This is a genomic window from Chryseobacterium capnotolerans (assembly GCF_021278965.1).
GTDB classification, from domain to species: Bacteria; Bacteroidota; Bacteroidia; order Flavobacteriales; family Weeksellaceae; genus Chryseobacterium; species Chryseobacterium capnotolerans.
The window spans coordinates 1,220,007-1,243,522 of the sequence record NZ_CP065589.1; the positions used below are offsets into that span (position 1 = coordinate 1,220,007).

Below are 23,516 nucleotides of genomic sequence, written 5' to 3' on the forward strand. Positions count from 1 at the left end.
ATGTTAAAGAAAATTATAAAAAGACCCGTACTGGCAACGGTTATTTCCGTATTGCTTGTTATTCTCGGGATCGTCGGTATGGTCAGCCTGCCGATTACAAAATTCCCGGATATTGCTCCGCCTACTGTTATGGTAACGGCTGCTTATCCCGGAGCCAATGCTGAAACAATTGCAAGATCTGTAGCTCCGCCATTGGAAAATGCCATCAATGGAGTAGAAAATATGGATTACATTACTTCTACAGCGAGTAATGATGGAACGCTGAGTATCACCGTTATCTTTAAGCTGGGTACAGATCCTGATCAGGCAGCCATTAACGTTCAGAACAGGGTGGCTCAGGTAACCAACCAGCTTCCTGCTGAAGTGATCCAGGCCGGAATTACCACTGTCAAGAGACAAAATAGTATGATTGCAATGGTTTCTCTAACCAGTAAAGATGGCTCAATGAGTGATCTTTTCCTTGAAAACTATGCGAAAATTAATATTGTACCGGAATTAAAAAGAGTAAAAGGAGTGGGAGATGCAATGGTATACGGTAACAAAGATTACTCTATGCGTGTATGGCTTGATCCGAATAAACTGGCTTCCTATAATCTTACTCCATCAGAGGTTTCCCGTGCTATTCAGACCCAAAACCTGGAAGCAGCACCCGGAAGATTAGGAGAGAGAAGTAAGGAAGTGATGGAATATGTTCTCCGATATAAAGGAAAATTTACTGAGCCTGAGCAATATGAAAATATTACCATAAAAGCTTTAAGTGATGGTTCTGTTTTGAAATTAAAAGATGTTGCCAGAGTAGAATTTGGAGCTTACAGTTATACGGTTTCCTCTAACTTTAATAAAAAGGCTTCTGTTACGATGGCGATCTTCCAGATGGCAGGTTCCAATGCGAACGAGGTTCAGATCGCCCTGCAGGAAAGAATGAAAGAGCTTGAAAAATCTTTCCCGGCTGGAATGGATTACGAAATTCCATATGCCACTAAAGAAGCGTTGGATCAGTCTATTGAACAGGTTATTCATACGTTGATTGAAGCATTTATCCTTGTATTTATCGTGGTGTATATTTTCCTTCAGGACTTTAGATCAACATTAATTCCGGCCATTGCTGTACCGGTTTCGATTGTAGGAACATTCTTCTTCATGAAGATTTTTGGGTTCTCCATCAACATTCTTACATTGTTTGCCCTGGTACTCGCCATTGGTATTGTGGTGGATGATGCCATTGTAGTGGTAGAAGCAGTTCATGCTAAAATGGAGCATAAAAAACTGAATCCGAGAGCTGCAACCATGTCTGCGATGAGTGAGATTACAGGAGCTATTGTTTCCATTACCTTAATTATGTCTGCGGTATTCGTTCCGGTGGCATTTATGAGTGGTTCCACGGGGTTGTTCTATCAGCAGTTTGCTTTAACATTAGCGATTGCTATTGTGATTTCTGCGATTAATGCGTTGACACTGAGCCCTGCTTTATGTGCTTTGTTTCTTAAGCAGCATCATGGAGGAGCTCATGAGAAAATGAACTTTAAAGACCGGTTTTTTGCCGGATTTAATGCCAGTTTCAATAAGCTGACATTCCGCTATGGAAAAGCAGTATTATTCCTTTTAAAGAAAAAATGGATTGCAGTGGCTATAATCCTTGCTTTTGGAGGATTGTTTGCATGGATGTCTATGACGACTCCAAAAGGATTTATTCCTGATGAAGACCAGAGTTTTATTATTGTAACGGCTAATCTTGCCCCGGGAGCATCCAAAGACAGAACGTCTAAAGTAGTTTCGGATACGGAAGATCTTTTGATGAAAAATCCTGCGGTAGATAAAGTGATTTCAGTAGATGGACTGAATTTATTCAGTGGATCGATGTCTTCTTCTGCGGCTTCTATTTTCGTGAAGTTAAAAAACTCAGGAGAAAGAGGAGCGGTTAACAATATCAATGATATTATCGGACAAACGCAAGGAATGCTTTCCAAAGATAAAAGAGCGAATTTCCTTGTAATCAATACACCAACGGTAGATGGTTTTGGAAATACCAGTGGAATGGAACTTGTGCTTCAGGACCGTACCAACGGCGAGCTTCAGAACCTTGGAAATATTTCCTACGGAATGATGGGAGCCTTGATGCAGAGACCGGAAGTGGCGGTAGCATTTACCACTTTTGATGTTACTTATCCTCAATTTGAAGTGCTTGTAGATGAAGTGAAATCAGCTCAGCTTGGAGTGAATGTTTCTGATGTATTGGGAGTGATGCAGGGATATTATGGAAGTATTCAGGCTTCTGATTTCAACAGATTTGGGAAATACTATAGAGTTTTAGTGCAGTCTACTCCGGAAACAAGACAGGATAAGGAGTCTTTGAACGGGTTATTTGTTAAGAATAATCTTGGTCAAATGGTTCCTATCACTACTTTGGTGAGCTTAAAACAAACCACAGGAGCTGAGGTAGTAGACCGTTTCAATCTTTTCAACTCATCTAATTTAACAGTAATGGCTGCTCCGGGTTACAGTACAGGTCAGGCAATGGCTGCGGTAGAAGAAGTAAGCAAGCAGGTGCTCCCTCCGGGATATACTTATGATTATAAAGGGATGAGTCGTGAAGAAGCTGGTTCCAGCTCGCAATCGGTAATGATTTTCGGATTGTGTATTGTGTTTGTGTTCTTCCTGTTATCGGCACAGTATGAAAGTTATATCCTGCCATGGGCGGTGTTGATTGCTATTCCGGTAGGATTATCAGGTGTTTTTGTAGGGATTACTTTTGCAGAACTGTCTAATAATATTTATGTTCAGATTGCTCTGGTTATGTTGATTGGATTGTTGGCGAAGAACGGTATTCTGATCGTAGAATTTGCTATTCAGAGACGAAGAGCAGGGAAAAGTCTTATTGCTTCAGCAGTGGAAGGAGCGAAAGCTCGTTTACGTCCGATTCTGATGACCTCTCTGGCATTTATTACGGGGTTACTTCCATTGATTTTTGTAGTAGGGCCGTCTGCAATGGGTAACCATTCAATTGGATACGCTGCTATTTCAGGAATGCTTTTCGGAACGATCTTAGGGATTTTTGTAGTTCCTGTACTTTTTGTGATGTTCCAGGCTTTGCATGAGAAGATCAATGGGAAAGTAGTAACAGATGCGGACTGGGAGTATTAATTCAAATGATTTTAACAATGAAAATTAAAAATATAGCGTATATCGCATTCATTTCAGGAACAGCTGTTTCATGCGGAGTTCAGAAGTATAAACAGCCGGAAGTGAAGATGCCTGATGCTTTCAGAAGTGACAGTGTTGTGGTAGAGCAGAATGAGAATGTCGCAAAAATCGGTTACAAAGATTTTTTCAAAGATCCGGTTCTGATAGGGCTCATTGATAAAGCGATGGTTCAGAATAATGATCTGCAGGTCGCTTTAAAACAAATAGAATTTGCTTCATTAGCATACGATCAAAGCAAGTGGGGGAATATTCCTACCATCAATGCTACTGCCAATGCTAATATCAGCAGGTCATCTGACAATAGCATGAACGGAATGATGGGCAGACAGTTTATGGGAAAAAGGTATACAGAAGATTATACAGCAGCACTTAATTTTTCGTGGGAAGCTGATATCTGGGGAAAGATTAAAGGAAGAAAGGAGCAGGCATTGGCAGACTATCTTAAAACCCAGGAGGCAGCAAAGGCGGTAAAGACACAAGTGGTAGCTGCTGTAGTTCAGGGGTATTATAATCTTTTGATGCTGGATACTCAGTTGGAAATTACAAAGTCTAATCTGACGTATGCTGATAATACCTTGAAATTCTTGGTGAAACAACAGGAGTTGGGATTAACAACAGCCTTAGCGGTACAACAGCAGGAAATTGTAAAAGATCAGATTCTGAAAACGATTCCGGCGATTGAAAGTTCTGTGGCTACACAGGAAAATGCATTAAGTATTTTAACGGGTTCTATGCCTGGGAAAATTGAGAGAAGTGCAAGCCTGAATAATGTACAGTCTCCGGATCATATTTCGGCAGGAATTCCATCGGAATTATTGAGCTACAGACCTGATATAAAAACTGCTGAGTTGGAAGTGAGGAAAAGTGCAGCGGCAATTCATGTTGCTAAAATGAGCATGTATCCATCTTTGAATATTACAGCTCAGGGCGGAGTGAATGCCTTTCAGATCAGCAAATGGTTCAGTATTCCGGGGTCTCTTTTCGGAATGGCTGCCGGAGCTATTGCTCAGCCTATTTTAAACGGAAAACAGCTGAAAACCCAGTACGAACAGTCTAAAGTATTGGCTGACCAGGCGGAAATAGGTTTTAAACAATCGGTATTGAAGGCGGTAGGAGAGGTTTCTGATGCGTTAGTACAGATTCAAAAGCTGGAAGAACAGCAGAAAATTGCTGAAGGGCTGGTCGTGAAATCTAATGAGGCGGTGAAAAAAGCTGATGTGTTATTCAAATACAATTCAGCAACGTATGTAGAAGTGATCATGGCTCAAACCAATAAGCTTACTGCTGAATTGGAACTGGCTTCTCTGAAAGCTCAACGATTGAATGCAATCACTGCGCTGTATCGCTCCGTAGGTGGCGGATGGCAATAAAGTAAAATTAAACCTGCTTCGTCTTTAGATGCAGCAGGTTTTTAATCCAAGATCATTATGAAGAATACAGGTATACAGGAGGGAATCATTTTAATTCCGGATTTCAGCGGATTTACCGAATTTGTGTTCAATACCAAACTTTATACAGGAGAATATATTGTAAGACAACTACTATCTACGCTGATTGATGTGAACGATCAGTACTTTGAAATTTCTGAAATTGAAGGGGATGCTATTTTGTTTTATCGTTATGACGAAAACCCATCATATCACAGTATTTCCAAGATGCTATGGAAAATGCGTAATGCATTCAATGGAAAAATAAAAGAATTGAGTAAAAATTTAAGTACGACAATAGATTTGTCACTGAAGTTTATTGTTCACTATGGGGCTTTTTCGCAATATAATATCGGGAATTTCAGAAAGTTGTATGGTAAACCTATTGTGGAGGCTCATCAGCTCTTGAAAAATGGCTGGGCAGAGAAGCCTTCGTATGCATTATTCAGTAATTCTTTTTTAGAAAATACAAATAATGAGGAAGCTGATTTTAATAAAGACCAACTTCACCTGCCAGAGGTGGGTATGATTCATTATTTTGAAAATACAATCTAGCATATTTTTATTTTTTAATCCTTGTAAATTTGCTATTGCTAGCGGCCCGGGTAAGATCCGGGCTTTTTTATGGGTAAAATAAAAATAAATATGTTAAAGTTTGGTTAATGAAAATTATTATCACTGTGAATTTATTGTATATATGTTTGTGATAAGATGTTTTGGTTGTTTATTTTGTATTTATAGTTGATGTTTTTTAAATTATTTCTAAAATTGAATCTTGTAAACTGTTAAAATCTAGAGGTTTATTTCGTTTCTTAATTTTTTTTGATGTAACAAATGTTACGGTATAGTGGTCTTATAGATAAAACTAAGATTTCACATGAAAAGAATATTATTTTCTATAGCAGCATTAACAGGTTCTCTGGCGCTGGCTCAGACACAGGCACCAGATCCGGCTGCTAAGGATACTGTAAAGGGAAATGCAAAAGAGATAGAGGCGGTTACCATTGTGGCAAGAAAACCAACCGTAGAGTCTAAAGTAGACCGAACTGTTTTTAATGTGGCCAACAGTGCTATTGTAGCTGGAAATACAACTTGGGATGTTTTGAGAATGACCCCTCTGGTAAGTATTGATAATAGTGATGCTATAAAGGCGGAAGGACAGTCGGTAACCGTATATATCAATGATAGAAAATCAGTTTTTACAGGAAAAGAATTAAAGGAATATCTTAAAACCATTCCGGCAGATAATCTACTGAAGATTGAAGTTATTACCAGCCCGTCTTCAAGATACGAAGCTACCGGTTCCGTGATCAATATTGTATTGAAGAAACGTGATGATGAAGGATTGAAAGGAAGTATTTCGCTAAGTAACAGAATTGGTACAAAAAATACACAGTATTCTAATTTTAACCTGAATTATCATAAGAAGAAATTTACTCAGACCCTGATTGGCAGTTATGCCAATAATAATTACGTACAAAAAGGTTCCAGTAATCTGGTATTTTATGCTGATAATACCTTGAACAGAGATCTAAGCTATGAAACCATTTCCAAAAGTGAAACTCCCTCGCTTTCCTCTACTTCTGAATTTGAACTGAATGATAAAAATAATATCGGACTTGTTATGGAGCTTTTTCAGAGCCGAAACTTATCATGGTCCAATACGGATGGAAAAGAGTATGATTATGATAAAAAAAAATTTATAGATTATCATCAGGCCCAAAATGCTAACGGCTTTTATCGTAACCTGGGAACCAATGTTTTTTATAAGTATTATGACAAAGAAAAAAACAGAATTCTGGATATTAATCTAGGGACTAATTATTCCGGAAACGATAACAATGAACTCATCAATAAAACCATTGTGGATGATTCTAAGATTAAGGAAATAGGATCCATAAACAATGCCCAGATGCGTAATTATTATCTGAAGGTAGACTACACCCAGCCATTAGGAAAATCCTGGGGTACTATTGAAGTTGGAGCAAAGACAGAACTTAACAACCACATTATTCCTAATAATCTTTATGGATACAGTCTGGGAACTGCTGAATATACAGACCTTTCTACAAAAGATAAGTTCCATTATGAAGATAATATCACTTCGGTATATGCCAACTACAGTAAAACGTTTTTCAAGAAGTTGGAAACCAGAATAGGGCTTCGATATGAATATATTGATTTTAGAGTAAGACAGGATGTAGCAGGAACCGAAAGAAAAGATGGTTATGGTACTTTTCTTCCTAACTTATTACTGAAATATAGTTTCTCAGATAAATATGATCTGAGCCTTACTTATGACCGCAAAATATGGAGACCCTGGTATTCTGAGTTCAATCCTTTTTTAACTCCATCCATTGACGGAACCTATTCCAGAGGAAATATGGATTTGAACCCAAACCCAAACGACAGGCTTTATCTGAAGTTTGGAATCCTGAAAAAAGTATTTTATCTCTGCAAGATATATGCACACCAACCAGGATTATTGGACCACGTACACAAGCGAAGGCGGAAGAAACGTATCTTATCCTGGCAACTTCAATGGTAGAGTTGAAAAGTATTATATTTTTGCCAATACCAATCAGAATTTTCTTAAAAATAAGCTAAATCTGAACGTTGGGTTTGGTTGGTACTATATTGATAATCATGATTTTAATTTGAAAAATGATATCGGAGGGAGAGCATATATCAATTATTGGGGCGGTTCTGCCAATCTTTCTTATACGAACTTGTTCAATAAGAATGTTAACGTGAGTGCCTGGATGGAAATTTCCAATCAGAATAACGGAAATACACAGGCAAATAATACCAATGTATTCCATAATATTTCCATCACCAAAATATTCCCTAAAACTCAAATGGAAGCCAGTATACAGCTGATGAATATTTTTAAAAGACCTTATTCTGATGATATTACTTACAATCAGGGCGGAACGGTCAGAAGATATGAATTATGGGATTGGTATGGAGTGAATGTTACTTTTGTAAAGCGTTTCGGAAACCAGAAGGTGAAGGAAAATACCAAAACAGATGTTGAGAAAAATGCCGGAGGAGCAAAATAAAAAGTTAGTTCAATAAAAAATAAAGGTTTCAATTTGAAACCTTTATTTTTTATTTTCAATGCTGTATTTTTTATAATCACATAGGGGCATAGAGAAAAAATCTGCGTAATTTGTGAAATCTGTGGGAGATCTTTTAAAGACTTGCTTATTAATTTTTTTTAACGCAAAGATCTAAAATATTCTGATGTCATATTGTAAGGAAGCGAAGAGAAAATTAATTTCATTGATTCTTTCTAAGCGCATGATTAATCATACTGCTTCATCAGCGACTTGTCGCACTTCTTAGCTTCCTTTGAATAAAGCGGTTCAACAAAATTTCTTTACGTTTTATCTGAAAAATCTGCGTGATCAGCTTGATCTGCGAGAGAAACAAAAAAAGCAGGCTTCAAAAAAGAAACCTGCTCAAAATTCTACAAAATTAATTAGATAGATGAGTTGGCGTCAAATAGTAACTTCCATCTTCATGTTTCCATCTTCCATCGTTTACTATTTCAACGTAAACTTTATTTTTGTTTTGATGGCATCCGAAGAATTTCCTATTTGAGCTTCAAAATCACCGGGTTCAGCTACCCAGTCGTGTTTTTGGGCATCAAAGAAACTTAATGCAGACTTATCAATGGTAAAGGTTACTTCTTTTTCCTCTCCGGGATTTAAAAATACTTTTTCAAACCCTTTCAATTCTTTGGCAGGGCGTGGTACAGATGATTTTAAATCAGAGATGTAAAGCTGGGCAACTTCTGCTCCGGCTTTTTTCCTGTATTTTTAACTGTTACCGTAAAAGTGATGGTATCGTTTAGTGATAAGGTGTTTTTATCTGCTTTAGCTTTTCCGAACTCAAAAGTTGTGTAGCTTAATCCATGCCCGAAGCTGAAAAGAGGTTTGATGTTTTTGGTATCATGCCAGCGGTATCCTACAAATATCCCTTCGTTGTAAGTGATATTGATCGGGTTTTTCTGATCTTTTCCTTTCCCTGCGGCCAATTCATCTTTCTGACCAGGATATTCTCCAAGCTGATGGGCAGAATTATCTTCAAGCTTTACAGGGAACGTAAACGGAAGTTTTCCTGATGGGTTGGCATCACCGGCTAAAACAGAAGCAATGGAATTCCCGGCTTCAGAACCTAGATACCATGATTGTAAAACGGTTGGTACTTCTTTGATCCAAGGCATCGCTACAGCATTTCCGGAAACCAGAACTACAGCCAGATTTTTATTTGCTTTGGCTAAAGCTCTAATGACGTTATCCTGATTATATGGTAATCCATAGCTTTTTCTGTCGTTTCCTTCACTGTCCTGAAAGTCGGCTTTATTCAATCCGCCCACGAAAATGACATAGTCGGATTTTTTGGCTAATGCTACAGCTTCATTTAGAAGTTCAGCTTCAGAACGGGTATCTTTCAAGTCCTGTCCGGATTTTACTCCGTTATATTCACCACCTATGTCTCCTACATATCCTCTGGCATACTGGACATCAGATTGTTTTCCAAATCTTGATTTTATTCCGTCTAAAGGAAGGGTTTCATATTTTACTTTTAATGAAGATGAGCCACCGCCCACAGTCATAATCTTGATGGCATTTTCACCAATAACAGCAATTTTTTTAGCCTTGTTAAGATCAATAGGAAGTACATTTCCTTGATTCTTTAACAAAACAATTCCTTCTTCTCCAATTTCCTTAGCTACTGCTTTATGCTCCTCAGAAGCTACATTTCCGAAAGGCTTGTTTCTGTTCATAGTGGTTTTATAAGCAAGGCGAAGCAGTCTGGTTACCTTATCATCAAGCTCTTTAGTTCCCACTTTTCCTGCTTTAATCAGGTCAAGGTATGGTTTTGCCAGATAATAATTATCATAGGCATTTTTAGTTCCGGCAGAAAGGCCATTGGTCCAGGATCCGAATTCAAGATCCAAGCCGTTATGGATAGCCTGTTCAGTATTGTTAACCGCTCCCCAGTCTGAAACTACCACACCTTTATAATTCCATTCTTTTTTCAGAATATCATTTAAAAGATATTGATTCTGGCTGGCATACTGACCTTTGTACATATCATAAGCCCCCATAATTGTCCACGAATCTCCTTCTGTCACTGCTGCTTTGAATGGAGGCAGGTAAATTTCATATAATGTTCTGTCATCCACATTTACATTGCTGGTATGGCGGAACATTTCCTGATTGTTCAGAGCAAAATGTTTTACAGAAGTCGCTACCCCATTAGATTGTACCCCTTTGATATAAGGAACAACCATCTTTGAAGTCAGATAAGGATCTTCTCCCATATATTCAAAGTTTCTCCCATTCAGAGGGGTTCTGTAGATATTTACTCCAGGTCCTAAAAGAATATCTTTCTTTCTATATCGGGCTTCTTCTCCTAATGCTTTACCGTAGTTCCAGGACATTTTCTTATTCCAGGTAGCAGACAAAGCAGTCAGGGCAGGGTAGGCGATAATGGAATCATTGGTCCATCCGGCTTGATCCCATTCGTCCCACATTACTTCAGGACGTACCCCATGCGGACCGTCAGTGGTCCAGAATTCCGGAATTCCTAATCTTGGAACACCGGGTGAACTGAATTTTGACTGTGCGTGAAGCATTGCTACTTTTTCCTCCAGAGTCATTCTGGAAAGGGCATCCTGAATACGTTGTTCTACAGGTTTTGATTCATCTAAATAAACGGGAGTATTGTTCTGAGCCATATAAGAAACAGAAATAAGGGTGAATAAACTTACAATGGCGGTTTTCTTTAACATATTGCCTTTTTATTGGATTGAAGCAAAAATAAGCAAAAATTTTATATTATCTCAAATTGAGAAAATAAATTTTAAGGCATAAAAAAACTGCCTACAGATTTGTGACAGATTTTTTAGAAGGTAGAACTGTGGAGAGAGATTAAAAGAGAATAGACGAAGAGATGATAGACTAATAGATGGGAGACAAGCGGTATAGAAGCATTATATGTCAATAATCAATTTTGCTTCGCAAATGAATCGTCAATCAGGAATGAAGGGATAATAACTTTGAACATTAAATCTTAAACTTTGAACTCAGAGTCCCGAAACTCTCATACTCTCCCACACTCAAACATGATTACCATCCTTTCACAGCTCCTCCCTGAAAAACTTCAAGGGCTTTCTTTTCCACTTCATCAGACTGGTAAGCTTTAACGAAGGTTTTTACTTTCTGGCTGTTTTTGTTATCCTGTCTTGCTACGACAAGGTTAACATAGGGTGAATCTTTATCTTCTTTGAATATTCCTTGCTTTTCCGAATCCAATCCGGCCTGTGCCGCGAAATTATTGTTGATGATCCCTACTACAACATCTCTGTCATCCAAAACCCTTGGGATCTGTGCCCCTTCAATCTCCATAATTTTTAACTGTTTCGGATTCTCTATGATGTCAGTAACCTTTGGAAGTAGCCCAACTCCTGCTTTTAGTTTGAGGAGTCCGTTTTTCTGCAATAGAAGTAAAGAACGCCCCCCATTGGTAGGGTCATTAGGAATTACAATTGTGCTCTCATTTTGAAGCTGACTGATATTTTGGATCTTCTTTGAATACGCCACAATAGGGTAGACAAATGTATTTCCTACGATTGCAAGATTGTATCCTCTTTGCTTTGACTGCTCTGTTAAATAAGGGGCATGTTGAAAAGCATTTGCATCAATGTCTCCATTCACCAAAGCTTCATTGGGAACTACATAATCATTGAAAGGAATAAGTTCTACTTCAAGGTTATATTTTTCCTTCGCTACCTTTTTAGCTACTTCAGCTACTTCCTGCTCTGGTCCGTAAGTAATTCCAACCCTGATAAAATTAGGATCATCCTTTCTCCCTGAACAAGCACTAAAAAGCAGTACTCCCGCAGCAATTAAACCTAAAATCTTTATTTTTTTCATTCTATTCTTTTTAATTTGTAAAGGAGTTAAAATAGTCAAATCACAAAAGCAAAACCATCTCTCTTACTCTAAAACTCTATAACCCTCAAACTCATCTATGGTCAAACCTCTTAGAAAGTCTGTCTCCCATAAACTGGATAATAAACACCAAAAGCACCAATAAGATCAGTACTGTATTCATGATGACAATATCATACCCGATATATCCATACTGATATCCAACCTGGCCTAATCCACCGGCACCTACGGCACCTCCCATTGCAGAGTAACCTACTAATGTGATCAAAGTAATGGTAGCATTATTAATTAATGAAGGAAGCGCTTCCGGAAGTAAAACTTTTCTAATGATCTGAAAAGGGGAAGCTCCTAATGCTCTTGCTGTTTCTATTAATCCGTGAGGAACTTCGATAAGGCTGTTTTCAACCAATCTTGCAATAAAAGGAGCAGCACCTACACTTAATGGAACCAATGCGGCATTCACTCCAATAGATGTTCCGGCCAAAATCCTTGTGAAAGGAATCATCCACACAATTAAAATAATGAAAGGGATCGCACGGAAAATATTCACGATAATGGATAATGCTCTGTAATAGGTTACATTTTCCAACAGTTGCCCTTTTCTTGTTAAAAATAGCAGAATCCCCACCGGAAGCCCTAAAACAAATCCAAAAAATCCGGACACAAATGTCATATAAACCGTTTCCCAGGTTCCTTTTGCCAAAAGGGCAAGTACCGCATCACTAAGCATATCCTTTTATTGTATTTTGAATTTTATTCTGATTAAAATAATAAATGGCTTTTTGGTTTTCCTCAGCCTCTCCTTGAAGTTGCAAAAGTAGTTTACCAAAATTAGAATTCCCAAAATATTCTACATCTGCTTTCAAAAGTTTGTATGGGATTTTATGCTCATTGTATAATGCCGAAAGAATCTGTTCAACACTAATATTTTCGCTAAGTTCTATTTCGACCAGTGGAAATAAGCCATCTTTTGGCTCTTTCTGTAGTCTGATATTGAGTTCCTGTGGCAGGGTCATGACGTCTGAATTTATAAATTGTTGGATCACCGGATTTTCCCGGTTTGAAATGATCTCACTTAAAGTTCCTTTGGCTAATAGTTTTCCTTTGTCGATTACGGCAACGTGGTTACAAACTGCTTTAATGACATCCATTTCATGGGTAATCAGAAGGATTGTAATCCCTAATCTCACATTAATATCCTTTAGCAGCTGTAAAATAGATTGAGTGGTCACCGGATCCAGTGCACTGGTTGCTTCATCACAAAGCAGCAGGTGAGGATCATTGGCTAGAGCCCTTGCAATGGCCACTCTTTGTTTCTGGCCTCCGGAAAGACTTTTGGGGTAATCATTAGCTTTATCTTCAAGACCTACAATTTTCAGTAATTCGTTGACTTTTTTATTGATTTGATCTTTGCTGATGTGATCCAGCTCCAGGGGAAGTGCTACATTATCAAAAACAGTTCTTGAAGAAAGAAGATTAAAATGCTGGAAGATCATTCCTATTTTTTTACGTTCGTCAGCAAGCTGTTTTGAACTTAATTGAGTGAAATCTCTTCCATTAATAATGATCTGTCCTTCATCCGGTCTTTCCAGCAGATTGACGGTACGGATCAGGGTACTTTTTCCGGCACCGGAAAACCCTATAATTCCCACAATATCTCCTTTGTCAATATTAAGGCTTACCTGATCCAATGCCTTGAAAGCCTGTTTCTTCTGGTAGAATGTTTTTGATATATTTTTGATTTCTATCATTCTGATGTTTTATACTATTTAAATAGGCTGATATCTCTTGCCTGTCCTGTTAAAAAATCTTCTCACTCTTCTGATTTTGACCTTAGACCGTTTTGAAAGTTTAAAATACTTGGTCACATTGGTCAGCAATACCCCCAGCAATATGATTGCCAAACCATATAACTGGCCTCCATTGATACTTTGATTAGCCACAAGCCATCCGGCAATAACCGTTACAATAGGATTAATATAGGTATGGGTGCTTACCAATGCAGCGGGTTTCACAGACAACAGCCAAATGTACGACAAATAAGCGACTATCGATCCAAAGAAGATCAAAAACAGAACACCTGCCCATGCCGATACAGGGACGTTTGAGACCGAAAAATCAGTAAATTCCCCTCTGAATAAAGCGACTAGAAAAGCAGCCGCTCCTGCTACAATAAGTTGTTGGGCAATATTCATAAAGGTAGATTGTGAGGCAGGATTTTTCTTGGAATATAAAGACCCTAAAACCCATGCAATAGAACTTAATCCCAATACCACAAAAGCAATAATACGAAGTTGAGGATCAGCAGCGGCATGTGCAGCAGTTGAATGTACACTTCCTTTTAAGAAAAAGATCAATCCTACAAAACCAATTGCTAATCCAATCGGAATAAATTTATCTGAGAAATAATATTTCCAGTTTTTTCTGTCAATGGCAATAAACCAGAAAGGTCCGGTTGCTATAGAGATCGCAGCTTCAGAAGCGGTTACATATTGTTCTCCCCAAGCTACAAGGCCTGTTCCGCCAGTAAGAATAAGAACTCCGGTGATTGCGTTTTTTTTCCAGTTAATCAAGGAATTTGCTTTTTCTCCTTTAGACAGAAGATATCCGATCATCAAAATCCCCGCTACCAGAAATCTTAATCCCGAAAGAATGAACGGTGGAAAACCTTTCAAGCCAAATGAAATAGCTAAAAACGTAATCCCCCATATTACATAGATGTTTGTAAATGCCAATGGAACCAGCCATTTGTTTTTAGAATTGTTCATTTTTATTTTTTTTAATGTTTTGGTTTTTAAATATAAAAAGGCCCTACAACTCGGTAGGGCCTTCGAAAGTATGTCATATTAAAAGTAAGGTCACCCACAGTATTCTTGATGCACATGCATACACATATTCTTCATCATGTTTTTAATGATGTGTATATTGGTTGTGGTATTTGTTATTTTTGTGCTCATTTTATTTTATTTCCTGAATACGTTTGCAAATATATAATATAAATTTTATTAGTCCACTAAAAAAGTAGGGTTTTTGAATATTAAATTATTGTTAATGTATTATAGTGTTTGTTTTCAGTGTTTTAAATTTTTATGATTTTATATTTTATCATCATTGAAATTTATTTTTCCATTTTTTGATTCATTTTTAAATAAATTTTTGAGTTTTTTATGTTGTGAATAAGGTAAAATAAATTGGATTTTTTGTGAATTGCGTAATTTTTTTTAATTGAGTTTGAGCGGGAATATTGAGCTTTATCTTTTACTTAGTATTAACCATTTCTAATCTGTATGAATTTATGATATATGAATTTTAAAAAAATTATAAGCAGACAGATTAATAGTATAATTTAAATAATTGTTTGTAGTTCCTATTTCAAAATTTCCTTTCGACTATTAGTTTTCTTGAAACTCGAAAAATAATTGATCAACTTTGAAGTGTGAACTTAATTAGCTAAAGTCAAAAAAAATCCCGATTTTTGCACTCCTTCATTAAACCCGAGTTCATGAAATTATGTATTGCCGAAAAGCCAAGTGTTGCCAGAGATATTGCCAAAGTGTTAGGTGCTACTGCATCTAAACAGGGCTATATGGAAGGAAATGGCTATTGCGTAACATGGACATTCGGGCACCTTTGTACCCTGAAAGAACCTCACGATTACGGACCACAATTCAAATCCTGGAATTTATTTTCACTGCCGATTATTCCCAGCAGTTTTGGAATAAAGCTGATCCCGAATAAAGGGGTTGAAAATCAGTTTAAAGTAATTGAAAGATTGGTCGAAGAATGTGATGAGGTCATCAACTGCGGGGATGCCGGGCAGGAGGGAGAACTCATCCAGCGTTGGGTATTGCAGAAAGCAAAATGCAACAAACCCGTTCAGCGTTTATGGATCTCTTCTTTGACGGAAGATGCTATTAAAGAAGGGTTTGCAAGCCTTAAACCGGCAGAAGATTATAAAAATCTATACCTGGCCGGAAATGCCAGAGCAATAGGAGACTGGCTGTTGGGAATCAATGCGACAAGACTTTTTACCAAGAAATTTGGTGGTAATAAAGCGGTACTTTCCATTGGAAGAGTACAGACACCTACATTGGCCATGCTGGTTCAGCGTCAGAAAGAAATTGATGCCTTTACCACAGAAGAATATTGGGAACTGAAAACCAAATACCGTGATGTAATTTTCAATGCGGCGATTGATCGTCTTAAAACTTTAGAAAGAGCAGAAAAAGGGCTAGAATACCTTAAAGTAAACCCATTTGAGATTGTTTCTTTCGAAATTAAAGAAGGAAAAGAAAAGAATCCAAGGCTTTTTGACCTGACCGGATTGCAGGTTGAAGCCAATAAAAAATATGGGTATTCTGCAGAAAATACCTTGAACTATGTTCAAAGTCTTTATGAAAAGAAGCATGTAACCTATCCGCGTGTTGATACAACCTACTTATCAGACAGTTTATATCCGAAAATAGAAGGGATTCTAAAAAAAATGTATCCTTATCAGGAATTGATTGCTCCTTTACTGGAAGCTCCGATTCCAAAATCAAAGGCAGTATTTGACGATACCAAAGTAACCGATCACCATGCGATCATTCCTACGGAAGTTCCTCCTTCTCAAAATCTGAGCAGGGAAGAAAAGCTGATCTATGACCTGATCGCAAAACGTTTTATTGCTGTTTTCTATCCGGAATGTAAAATTTCAAATACTTTAGTAGAAGGTAAAGTAGGAACTATTCCTTTCAAAACCAGCGGAAGACAGATTCTGGAACCGGGATGGAGAACTGTATACGCTAAAGAGCCCAAAGAAGAATCTACTGATAAAGAAAAAGAAGAGGAACAAACCATTCCTGAATTTGTTGTTGGGGAAACCGGGCCTCACGATCCTATGATTCATCAGGGAAAGACCACCCCTCCAAAGCCTTACACTGAAGCAACCTTGCTGAGAGCAATGGAAACTGCCGGAAAACAGGTGGAAGATGAAGAGTTACGTGAAATGCTGAAGAATAACGGGATTGGAAGACCATCTACCCGTGCCAACATCATAGAAACCCTTTTCAAAAGAAAATATATTGAAAAGAAACGTAAAAACCTGATTGCCACCCAAACAGGTATTCAGCTGATTGATACCATTGAAGACGAACTTTTAAAGAGCCCGGAACTGACCGGTGAATGGGAATCTAAACTTCGTAAAATTGAAAAAGGAGAGTATGAAGCCAACCTTTTCAAAGAAGAACTGATCCAGATGGTAACAGAACTTACGGATAAAGTTGTTTACGGAAAAGGGAAAGTCATTACCCTGCAGAGCGAAGAGCAAGAAGAGGTGAAGGAAAAGAAAAAGAGAGAACCTGCCCAGAAAAAAGAACTTCAGTCCTGGGAAGAAACAAAGTGCCCGAAATGCAAGGAACATAATCTGATCAAAGGGAAAACTGCAGTGGGATGTTCTGACTTTAAAAATTGTGGGTTTAAGATAACCTTTGAAATCTTTGGCAAAAAGCTTTCAGATAAACAGCTTTTAGATCTTGTTTTAAAAGGTAAAACGTCTAAATTGAAAGGCTTTAGCACCCATCCGGAAGGACTTACAGAAGGTGTACTTTCTTTACCAGATGATTTCCAGGTACAGCTTAGCTGATACTGCCAGCTTTATGCTAGACAGAAAAGTTACAAAAGCTTTAACACCTAAGCTACTAGAAGTTATATACTTTGAGCATATAAAGTTCTCCAGCGTTTTATGAAATTTGATTTTCATATTTTCATCTAAAGTGTACTTATCTCTCCGTATTCAAGTGTCTGTAAGATGATATAAAGCAATGACACTTTAAGTCTATAAAATCAATTTCAGATTATTTTTTTACCAGAATTTCAGGAGATTATTGTGAATTCATAAAGTTATTTTTTGTTTTTTAGATGATTTTTTTCATGCCGCCAAAAGTTGATTTAGAATTTTTTTAATGTTGTTCGTTGATTTGTAGTTGTTTATGTTTTGTTTGATTTTAAGTATATTGAGAAAATAATAACACTAATTAGAATAATTAAAAATAAAGAAGCCTTTTTCTTTGGGGATTCATAGGTAACCTTTAATTTTGCTATTTATAATAATTATAAATAATGAAATTATATCAACGTATTTTTATCTTTCTCATTTTTACACTTTCCATTTCTCACATCAAAGCACAAGACACTGGTTTTGCAGTTCAGGGAGTTGTACAGAATAACATCAAACAAGGATTAGGCGGAGTATCCATCTCTGTAGAAAACACAAAAATTAAAACACAAACCGATCAAAACGGAAATTTCAGGATTAGTTATAACAAAGGAGAAGCGATATTGATCTTCAGCCTGGATGGCTATAAAAAGTTCAGAAAGAAAGTAAACTTCAATAGTGAAGTATCTCCGGTAAGCATTTTACTGGCAGAGGATCACTCGGTTGTAAAAGAAGTTATAGTACACGGCAAAGGTAAAGTGAAAGCACTGCAGGACGGTGCTTTTACTGTGAATGCTATAGATGTAGCCAAATTAGCAAATACCACCGCCGATCTTAATCAGGTTTTGAACAGAACCACCGGAATTAAAGTCCGTCAGCAGGGTGGTGTAGGTTCTGATTATAACTTTTCGATCAATGGAATGTCTGGTAAAGCGGTGAAGTTTTTTATCGATGGTGTTCCCCTGGAAATGCTGGGGAAAGGAGTAGACCTGAGTACATTGCCTGTAAATATGGCCGATCGTGTAGAAATTTATAAAGGAGTGGTTCCTATTCATCTGAGTACTGATGCAATGGGAGGTGCTGTAAATATCATTACGCCTTCCAGCAGTAAAAATTATCTGGATGCCGGAATAAGTTTAGGGTCTTTCAATACCCAGCGTATCAACTTGAACGGGCAGTTTAAAGATGATAAAACAGGGCTGATATTACGCGTCAACAGTTTTTATAACCACTCGGATAACAGCTATCTGATGAAGGATATGAAAATATGGAACGCAGCAAAAAACGAATATGAACTCAGAAATCTAAAACGTTTTAACGACCGGTATCAGTCTGTTTTTGGAATGGCTGAAATTGGGTTAGAAAACAAAAGCTGGGCAGATTCCTTCTTTGTTGGTGCATCTCAATCAGTTTTCGACAAGCAGATACAGACAGGCTCTAATCAGGACGTTGTTTATGGTGGAGTAAAACAAAACGGGGAAGCTCAAAATTACTTTATGAAGTATAAAAAAGCGAACCTTTTCAATGATCATCTGGATGTGAATGTGTATGCAGGTTTCTCTAAAAGTGTTCAGAAAGCAACCGATACCCTTATGCGTAAATACAGTTGGGATGGTACATATGTAGCTTCCGCTACCAGTGAAAAAGGAGGCAGAAGCATCATCATGCAGCACGAAGACCGTCTTTACTCACAAGTAGGAGCAACTTACAGAATCGTTGATCATCATAAGCTTATTTTCAATTATGTACTCGATTATCTTAAGAATACCACGTTCAATCAACTTGAAGAGGAGAAAAAAGATGTGCCCCCTGCTAAAATGACCAAACAGATTTTGTCTATGGCTTATCAACAGGAATTCTTCAATAAGCACTGGACTAATATTTTCTTTGGTAAATATTACAGTGTAGGACTTCAGAAAATGGTTTTTGAACCGGTAACGAGAACCGATAATCCGGTAAAGGATAATTTTAGTAATTGGGGCTACGGTTTTGCCACAACAGTGAAGATTACCCAAGGATTGGGAATAAAAGGATCATTCGAACGTTCTTATCGTTTGGTGGAACCACAAGAAATTTTCGGAGATGGAGTTGCGGTAACCAGTAATATGAATCTTAAACCTGAAACTAGTAATAATGTAAATGTAGGGTTGTACTTCAGTCACCATTGGGGGCAGCATGCTTTTCGTATTGAGGGAGCAGGATACATCCGTGATACAAAGGATTTTATTTACACTGTTCCTAATTTGTATAACAGTACCTTCAAATATGAAAACCTGTCCAATATTTTTACCCGTGGATTGGAAGGAGAACTAAGTTATCAATACAAAAGATTCCTGAATGTATTAATGAATGTGAGCTACAACAAATCTTATGACAATACAAAATTTGCTAACAACAGTAATGATGTCATTTCAGCAACTTATGAAAAAGATGTCCCGAATCAGCCTTGGCTATTTGGAAATTTGAATGTAAGCATTGGTAAGGATGATTGGTTTCAGAAAGAAAGCCGTGTAGAGCTTTACTACGGTCTGCAGATGACTGAATGGTTCTACAAAAACTGGAAAACCTATGGAAACCCAAGGAATATTCCGATTATCCCAAGACAAACGCTGCATAACATTGGTATCAGCTATTCTATGAAAAGCGGAAGATATAATGTAGCATTCGATGTTACCAACCTTAGCGATGCACTGGCATATGACAATTTCAAACTTCAGAAGCAGGGACGTGCTTTCTATATAAAATTCAGATACCTATTTAAGTAAAAGATCATGACACAATATTTCAGAAACAGTATATTTTTACTACTCGCATGTTTAACCATTATAAGTTGTGAAAATGAACCAGATTACGGGGATTCCGGAAGTGGTGAAAAAGACTATAAATATTTTCTGCTTTCCGCATTAGGAAGCTGGCCTAATACCGTTCACTATATGACGGCTACCAACGACCTTACAAAAGGAGCAATGGATATTACCAAAGAAGGTGACGAGATCAACTCCAAAGGAACCTACTCCTATATTGTAAAAAACGGTTTTATCTATAACTACAAAACCGATCAGGGAATCTTCAAAAAGTTTAAATATACCAAAGACAGACTCACTACAGTAAAAGAAGTTCCTTATACTTATATCAGTGATATTTCCAGTTATGTATGGGTCGATGATAATACTTTGGTTATTGTAGGAGAAACTGGTGATGGTCAGCATGTCCGCTATAGTGTTTTCAATGCTTCAGATCTTAGTATTATCCGCCAGGGAGAGATTGAAGGATTTGAACCTTTCCCTAATGATTATAATTTCTATACTCTAGGTGCTATAACTTATATGGATGGACATATCTATATGCAGTATAGTTTCCGTAACGGAAAATGGATTACACCGGACTATTACAACTTTGCTGTAATAGATTATAATACCTTCAAAGTAAAACATTCGGTAAAGGATATCCGTAGTTCCGGGACAGCTAACGGTTCTCCTTATTTTAAAACCTCTTTCAGAAAAGATAATGAAGCCTTTTATTACGCGTGTTATCCACGTGTGGGAGCTGGAACAAGCAAAATACATCTTTTCAGGACTCTTAAGGGAGCTGCTTCGCCTGATGCAGGGTATGATATCAACCTTACAGATCTTGTGGGAGGTAAAACGCTGGAAACAATGATTGATTATATCGGTAATAATAAGATGGTTGTTCTGTACCGTGATCCGGCATTAGGAAATGCTTATAATGGACGTTATGCAATTGTGGATCTTCAGACCAAACAGTTAGTTCGTGTATTGGATGAACTACCGGGTGATGAACCTTATGAACAAGGTATGTTTGTTCAGGATAAAAAATGTACATTGCTGTAAATGCCAGCCAAGGAGGAAATTATGTATGGATCTACGATCTGCAGACGGATAAAATAACTAAAGGAATGAAGCTTCCTGATAATATTTCCGGTTTTGCTAGGTTTGATAAGTTTTATGACTAATTAGAGCATCGTAATAGATCATTAGATTTGATAAAAAAAGCAGTTCTCAATAATTTTGAGAACTGCTTTTTTTTGGAGCCTTGTCAAGGTTATAAACCCTGACAAGGCTTATAAACAAGACTAAAGTTTGTAATTGAAAGACAACGTCACCACCCGGCTGTCCAGATTGTATTTTTGGCGAATAGTAGAACTGAAGTTATTTCCGGTAACACGGTAATTATTCGTTTTTAATAAATCTGTCACCGCTAATTTTAGAGTAGCTTTATCTTTCCATAATGTTTTTGAAATACCCAATGTTAGGTCAAAATAAGCATCACGGATGTACAGACCAATGTTTGATTTTGAAAAATATTGGGCATTAGCTTCTGCTTTTAAGCCTTTCATAATACTGAAACTGTTTTGTGCATTCAGGGTAAATGACAGCTGTGAACTGTTTACCGAATAATTCTGATAATTCCCTTTATACTCATTGTTGAATATATTAAACATGGAAGTAAGTGACCAGAAACTGAAAAGCTTTGTTGTTGCCGTGATGTTGGCACCATATACATAAGATTTGTTCAGGTTGTCCTGAGTCTTTACCAGAATTCCTGTGTCCGGCTGGTAGTTGTATACTTCTGTCATGACATCATTGGTTACACTAAAATAGGCCGATGCTATAATGTATTTTCCCCATGTATACCCCAATTCTGTTGCATGGGTAAACTCAGGATTAAGATTGGGATTTCCCTGCCAGTAGTTGAATGGATCATCGTAGAAACGGAAAGGATTCAGATCGAAATGACTCGGCCTGTTGATTCTTTTGCTGTATGATGCATAAAATCCATGCTGATCATTCACCTGGTATTTTACGGATGCACTTGGAAATAAATTGGTATAATCTCTTTTTCGCTGTTCCTGGGATGTTTTCTGATTGATGTCCGTATGGGTCATTTCAGTTCTTACCCCTAATTGGAATGTCCATTTTGTTAGATTAAGCTTGTAATTGGCATACAATGCATGTATCTGCTCTTTGTATTCATATTCATTACTTGCTTTATCATCATTGATCCATTCTTCACCCTGCTGTACAAGATACTCCGAAGGGTTATTATTAGACTTTATGGTAGATTTCAACCCAGTTTCCAGACTATGCTTCTCACTAAAAGGCAATGTAAAGTCAGCCTTAGCATTGAAGACTTTCAGACGGGAGGCAATACTTCCTTTTCTATTGTTAAACTTCTCTGTTCCCTGGTTGACTAATGCATCCGAAAACTGATTCTGGCGGGAAGAGAAACGGGAAGTTTCATATTCCAGATCCAGATCTACCTTGTAGCCCTTATCGTTGAAGAGGTGTGTACCCTTTACGTTATAGGTGTAATCGTACCAATTTTCTTTACTCGCATTACCGGAAAGTACATGAGCAAACAGATGGTCTGCAGGTTGAAATATTTTGTTTTCGCCATTCGAAAAATCTTCATATCGGCCTATTTTCGCATCAAATAAAGCCCCTATCGTGGTTTTATCACTCAATGCATAATCTGCACCGAATTTAAAATTATTAGAGGTTAAAGGCTCATTGGTTGTTGAATTTTGATCTGTCGTCCGAATGATTTGCTGAGGCTGTTTCTCATCAAAGAAAATCTGATTAAAGTTTCGTCTTTCCTCTTCCCCACGGAAGGTATAGCTGTAATCTCCGTGCAGGGATAGTTTCTTGTGGGTATAATTGAGGCTAAGCCCGGTATTAACTCTGTTTTTACGGCCTCTTCCGCCATTGAGATAATAGTTACCGCTCATTCCTTCCAGTGAACTTTTTTAAGGACAATGTTGATGATGCCTGCATTTCCGGCAGCATCATATTTGGAAGAAGGGTTGGCAATAATCTCAATATTCTTCACCAGAGTAGAGTTGGTAGAGCGCAATAAGTTGGCCAATTCCTTGGTGGATAGAGAACTTAATTTCCCATTAATCATCACGCTTACTCCTTTCTTTCCGCGTAAAGAGAGTTCTCCGTCCTGCGAAACGACTACTCCTGGTGTTTGACCCAGGACTTCCAATACAGTAGTACCATCAGACAGCACACTATTTTCTACATTAAAAATCATTTTATCAGCTTTCTGCTGAAAGACTGCTTTGTTACCTTTGAGTACAACACTGCTAATCTCTGAAATTTTTTCTGCCTGCAAGGAGTCATTCAGATTTTCGGTTTGCCCGTAGGCGTTCAAGCTCGCCATTAAAGGGAGCCACATATAATGCTTCTTCATGATAATAGA

The 23,516-nt window shown here is 37.6% G+C and carries 11 protein-coding genes and 3 pseudogenes; 8 read left to right on the forward strand and 6 right to left on the reverse strand.

Features of this window, described 5'->3' with window-relative positions; genetic code table 11:
* The 5 genes from H5J24_RS05705 (at position 1) to H5J24_RS05725 (ending at position 7,690) form a co-directional block, all read left to right on the forward strand.
* A complete protein-coding gene (locus tag H5J24_RS05705) occupies positions 1–3,141 on the forward strand; it encodes an efflux RND transporter permease subunit (RefSeq protein ID WP_068944017.1) in 3,141 nt (1,046 codons plus the stop codon).
* A gap of 17 nt (positions 3,142–3,158) precedes the next feature.
* Complete coding sequence (locus H5J24_RS05710) at positions 3,159–4,571, forward strand: efflux transporter outer membrane subunit (protein ID WP_068944016.1); 1,413 nt, start codon at positions 3,159–3,161, stop codon at positions 4,569–4,571.
* 57 nt (positions 4,572–4,628) lie between these two features.
* Complete coding sequence (locus H5J24_RS05715) at positions 4,629–5,183, forward strand: DUF2652 domain-containing protein (protein WP_068944015.1); 555 nt, start codon at positions 4,629–4,631, stop codon at positions 5,181–5,183.
* Between the two features lie 322 nt (positions 5,184–5,505).
* Positions 5,506–7,176, forward strand: a complete 1,671-nt coding sequence (locus H5J24_RS05720; protein ID WP_232816115.1) for an outer membrane beta-barrel protein — start codon at positions 5,506–5,508, stop codon at positions 7,174–7,176.
* Positions 7,094–7,690, forward strand: a complete 597-nt coding sequence (locus H5J24_RS05725; protein ID WP_232816116.1) for a hypothetical protein — start codon at positions 7,094–7,096, stop codon at positions 7,688–7,690. Before H5J24_RS05720 ends, H5J24_RS05725 begins: the two co-directional genes overlap by 83 nt.
* A 486-nt stretch (positions 7,691–8,176) precedes the next feature.
* Here the strand turns inward: H5J24_RS05725 and H5J24_RS05730 are convergent.
* From H5J24_RS05730 to H5J24_RS05750, 5 genes and pseudogenes are all read right to left on the reverse strand, one after another.
* Positions 8,177–10,434 (reverse strand): annotated as a pseudogene (locus H5J24_RS05730) (glycoside hydrolase family 3 C-terminal domain-containing protein).
* A gap of 337 nt (positions 10,435–10,771) precedes the next feature.
* Positions 10,772–11,578 carry a methionine ABC transporter substrate-binding lipoprotein MetQ gene (gene metQ, locus H5J24_RS05735; RefSeq protein ID WP_068944012.1) on the reverse strand — a complete coding sequence of 269 codons (807 nt, stop codon included), beginning with the start codon at positions 11,576–11,578 and terminating at the stop codon, positions 10,772–10,774.
* 91 nt (positions 11,579–11,669) lie between these two features.
* A complete protein-coding gene (metI, locus tag H5J24_RS05740; RefSeq protein ID WP_068944011.1) occupies positions 11,670–12,326 on the reverse strand; it encodes a methionine ABC transporter permease MetI in 657 nt (218 codons plus the stop codon).
* Positions 12,319–13,347, reverse strand: coding sequence for a methionine ABC transporter ATP-binding protein (locus H5J24_RS05745; protein ID WP_068944010.1), 1,029 nt, complete (start codon positions 13,345–13,347; stop codon positions 12,319–12,321). The genes metI and H5J24_RS05745 overlap by 8 nt, the downstream gene beginning before the upstream one ends.
* Positions 13,348–13,365: 18 nt before the next feature.
* The gene (locus H5J24_RS05750) at positions 13,366–14,364 is read right to left on the reverse strand and encodes an EamA family transporter (protein ID WP_068944009.1); all 999 of its coding nucleotides are present in this window, start codon (positions 14,362–14,364) and stop codon (positions 13,366–13,368) included.
* Between the two features lie 734 nt (positions 14,365–15,098).
* Between H5J24_RS05750 and H5J24_RS05755 the strand changes: the two genes are divergently transcribed.
* The 3 genes and pseudogenes from H5J24_RS05755 (at position 15,099) to H5J24_RS05765 (ending at position 21,264) form a co-directional block, all read left to right on the forward strand.
* Complete coding sequence (locus tag H5J24_RS05755) at positions 15,099–17,219, forward strand: type IA DNA topoisomerase (RefSeq protein ID WP_068944008.1); 2,121 nt, start codon at positions 15,099–15,101, stop codon at positions 17,217–17,219.
* A gap of 476 nt (positions 17,220–17,695) precedes the next feature.
* On the forward strand, positions 17,696–20,056 hold the full coding sequence (locus tag H5J24_RS05760) for a TonB-dependent receptor (RefSeq protein ID WP_068944007.1): 2,361 nt from the start codon (positions 17,696–17,698) through the stop codon (positions 20,054–20,056).
* Positions 20,057–20,224: 168 nt separating this feature from the next.
* Positions 20,225–21,264: pseudogene (locus H5J24_RS05765) on the forward strand (DUF4374 domain-containing protein).
* Between the two features lie 120 nt (positions 21,265–21,384).
* On the opposite strand, the pseudogene H5J24_RS05775 reads toward H5J24_RS05765, so the two are convergent.
* Positions 21,385–23,507: pseudogene (locus H5J24_RS05775) on the reverse strand (TonB-dependent receptor domain-containing protein).
* Positions 23,508–23,516: the final 9 nt, after the last annotated feature.

Bases quoted from the DNA above. Each gene is read 5' to 3' on its own strand.
- H5J24_RS05705 (WP_068944017.1), top strand. From the start codon at position 1: ATGTTAAAGAAAATTATAAAAAGACCCGTACTGGCAACGGTTATTTCC.
- H5J24_RS05710 (WP_068944016.1), top strand. From the start codon at position 3,159: ATGAAAATTAAAAATATAGCGTATATCGCATTCATTTCAGGAACAGCT.
- H5J24_RS05715 (WP_068944015.1), top strand. From the start codon at position 4,629: ATGAAGAATACAGGTATACAGGAGGGAATCATTTTAATTCCGGATTTC.
- H5J24_RS05720 (WP_232816115.1), top strand. From the start codon at position 5,506: ATGAAAAGAATATTATTTTCTATAGCAGCATTAACAGGTTCTCTGGCG.
- H5J24_RS05725 (WP_232816116.1), top strand. From the start codon at position 7,094: ATGCACACCAACCAGGATTATTGGACCACGTACACAAGCGAAGGCGGA.
- metQ (WP_068944012.1), bottom strand. From the start codon at position 11,578: ATGAAAAAAATAAAGATTTTAGGTTTAATTGCTGCGGGAGTACTGCTT.
- metI (WP_068944011.1), bottom strand. From the start codon at position 12,326: ATGCTTAGTGATGCGGTACTTGCCCTTTTGGCAAAAGGAACCTGGGAA.
- H5J24_RS05745 (WP_068944010.1), bottom strand. From the start codon at position 13,347: ATGATAGAAATCAAAAATATATCAAAAACATTCTACCAGAAGAAACAG.
- H5J24_RS05750 (WP_068944009.1), bottom strand. From the start codon at position 14,364: ATGAACAATTCTAAAAACAAATGGCTGGTTCCATTGGCATTTACAAAC.
- H5J24_RS05755 (WP_068944008.1), top strand. From the start codon at position 15,099: ATGAAATTATGTATTGCCGAAAAGCCAAGTGTTGCCAGAGATATTGCC.
- H5J24_RS05760 (WP_068944007.1), top strand. From the start codon at position 17,696: ATGAAATTATATCAACGTATTTTTATCTTTCTCATTTTTACACTTTCC.